This window comes from Moorena sp. SIO2C4, assembly GCF_010672485.1.
Lineage (GTDB): Bacteria > Cyanobacteriota > Cyanobacteriia > Cyanobacteriales > Coleofasciculaceae > Moorena > Moorena producens.
Genome location: NZ_JAAHGN010001007.1, coordinates 1 through 2,795, shown reverse-complemented (window position 1 = coordinate 2,795; position 2,795 = coordinate 1). Strand labels below are relative to the sequence as shown.

2 protein-coding genes and 1 pseudogene are annotated in these 2,795 nt (G+C 40.4%); 2 read left to right on the top strand and 1 reads right to left on the bottom strand.

Annotated elements, in window-relative coordinates:
• A partial coding sequence (locus tag F6K20_RS32830) for a hypothetical protein (RefSeq protein ID WP_287297557.1) occupies positions 1–1,266 on the bottom strand: 1,266 nt, incomplete at its 3' end.
• A 206-nt stretch (positions 1,267–1,472) separates the two neighbouring features.
• On the opposite strand from F6K20_RS32830, the gene F6K20_RS32825 reads away from it, so the two are divergent.
• Positions 1,473–1,613 (top strand): hypothetical protein, encoded by a 141-nt coding sequence (locus F6K20_RS32825; protein WP_154659858.1) that lies wholly within the window; start codon positions 1,473–1,475, stop codon positions 1,611–1,613.
• Positions 1,614–2,303: 690 nt separating this feature from the next.
• Positions 2,304–2,657 (top strand): annotated as a pseudogene (locus F6K20_RS32820) (reverse transcriptase N-terminal domain-containing protein); the annotation flags it as partial.
• Positions 2,658–2,795: the final 138 nt, after the last annotated feature.

Below are 2,795 nucleotides of genomic sequence, written 5' to 3'. Positions count from 1 at the left end.
ATCAATCCAATTCACATAGCCATTGGGAGGATGAAGAGGAAATAGGTCATAATCCCACATGGGTACAGCAGGACGCTGAAGTGGGCGATAGGTGCCAGAAGCACCACCAAGAGTGATATACCGCCGTACAGTGAGGTAACGTAGCATAGCAACGGCAAATTCCTCATATTGAACCTCAACCAAGTTCAAGAATCTTGCCAAGTTCCGAACAACAAAGATTCCTCGCTCTTCTAAATTCTTACAACCCCTGCTGATACGATCTGCCAGTTGATTTTTCTGTAGTGAACCTAGTTTTAGTTGTGGGTCAATATAAATTTGCTCAAGATATGAGGTGTAATGCTTAATTTTTTCTGCAATGGGATTATATACTCGCTTAACTCTTGTATACGACGATTCTAAGATTAAGTCTGCTATCATTCGCAGCCCATATAAAGACAAGATTATTGCAACTATAACTACAGTCGTGTAGAATTTTAAATTTAAATACCTAAGGCAAAAGATACTCAAAAAAACAATCCCAACTTTAACAAGCAAAGATTGATTTAAATTCAGGAATGTGTAATCCCTATTGTTGAATATTATCAACACAATTAGCGTAGGAATAATGGCAATAGTGGTTAATATAAAAGATGTCTGAATAGAAGGTATTTGCGATAAAACATCCTGTATTGAAGTGGTAAAATCTATTTCAAAATTGTATTCATTATTTTTGAATAGGATAAAAAAGATCAATCCTATACATGTTACACCTATCACAGCAATTAAATATCTAACTATCCGCTCTTCAACATTTTTGGGAGATTTTTCATTAGGAAATCGTTCAAAACCCAAAGTTTTTAACAAGCGAGGATGAATTCCATAACGAACTGATACTCCATCTGTTTTGACAGGTAGAGGCTTCTGATTTGGAATTCTCAGAAGAGCATACTTTAAAGATTTAAGTGTAATAGCAAATAAAAATGCCAATCCTCCGCTTAAAAGTAATTTACATGCGGTTTCAGATGATCGTGATTCATTAAAAACTAATTGAAAAATATTTGTCAAAGCAGCGAACGAGGTAAAAGCTAGTCCGTAACCAAAAGCACAAAATAAAGCCCAAAAAAGGCTACGTACTGGTAAAACCTCGTAAAATCTTGTCTCGATTAGTTGCTCAACTGTTGCACCAAACCTGAAGCGATGAAAAAGACTAGATATAAGAGTTCCTATAAAAAGCGTGGTAAGTATCCATAGCGTTGCTTCAAGCATAGAATTAGCTTCCCAATTCATGACCCTGGCGATGTATTCAATCCTTAAATGTTCCATGTTTGTGATCGTGAAAGAATCCCCCACAAATTCTGGGTGGCTGCATTTTAGATGGGGATAAGGGCCCCATCTAAAATTGTAAGCATTCAGCTAAGGCACTACCTGCTGAATGCTGAGTGCTAATAGCTGATTTTTAAGTATCTATATACTTATTGGGCTAATCACCAAGAATGATGCAGGAAACTTTCAAGACCAGTAAGCATTCAGCGGTCAGCGGTCAGTGGTCAGCTGAATGCTTACCTAAAATTTACCTTCTTCCTTCTGAGTCAGGAGTTGTCTGTCTTAGAGACGAATATTTTAACCTGAAATAGCTTCTATACATAGATTATATCCGATTTTAACTCATATTTATGTTTAAGTTACATTAGGGCAGTAAAACCTCGGTTGTCAACTCTCAACCCTCAACGGTCAACAAAATCAAATCAACATTTAACGAAGGTGCGGCTCGTTCTAACTAAGAGCCTCTAGTTTCTAGAGGGGTAAGAGTTAGGAGAATCGCGAGGAAACACCCTCAAAGATTCTTAACTGTCTTTCGGATGGTGGTGAAAACCCACCCCTTGAAGAGATAAGTGACTCCCTACCTGGCCACACCGAGTGGGCGGCAACTCCACAGAGTGAAGCTGGCAACAGGGCGCAAGCAGAACCAAAGCAGATAGGTATCACTGGCGCTAACGGGGAGGTGACAAGGGTAAAACTAGTCCTAGAAAAGTGTCTAAGAATGAAGCCACAATCTGAGATGTAAATAGTGTGCGACTTGACCCTCTCATTCTCACAGCATTCTTTTCGTGATAGCTGTAATCTCTGAGAAGAGGGTAGGCAAATTGGACTGCCCTAAATCACCAAAACAATCTGACAGACGGAACGAGTAAAAACGACAGCAAGTATGGGTCTGAGGAATAGTCGAACCTCGGTAAGTTATGCCGACTTAATCCCCACTGTCGGGTAGGATGCCACCCAAAACTGGTGGCGGGTATCCAGAATACACAAAACTAATGGAGAGCATGGGTAGACACATGTCAAATAGATATAGTGACCTATGGAAAAGCCAAAAGTGGAAACAACTCCGCCGGAACCTTTTCCGCCTACAGAAGCGAGTGTACAAAGCGGTTCGAGATGGTGACCTGAGAAAGGCGCGGTCTTTACAAAAACTGATTCTGAAATCCCGCTCAGCTCAATTAATGGCAATCCGCCAAGTGACACAGCTTAATCAAGGAAAGAAAACCGCCGGAGTAGATGGGAAAAAGTCCCTAAGCTACAAAGAACGGTTCGAGGTACTAGGAAAACTAAACGACCGTGCGGAAAATTGGACGCATCAAGGGTTGAGGGAAATACCAATACCTAATAAAAACGGTCAGAAGTTACCGCAAGAATAGGGCAGCCTTAATCATAAAGTTTTGACCCTTTTGCCCATAGCCGACCAACCATAAAGGCTGCCATATTCTAAGGTTTCGTCTCCGGGAGTACAAGAATGTTAAAAGTACCAACAATCCAAG

What these genes read in the sequence shown, in the direction of transcription:
- F6K20_RS32825 (WP_154659858.1), top strand. Translation starts at nt 1,473, where the DNA reads ATGATGCAGGAAACTTTCAAGACCAGTAAGCATTCAGCGGTCAGCGGT.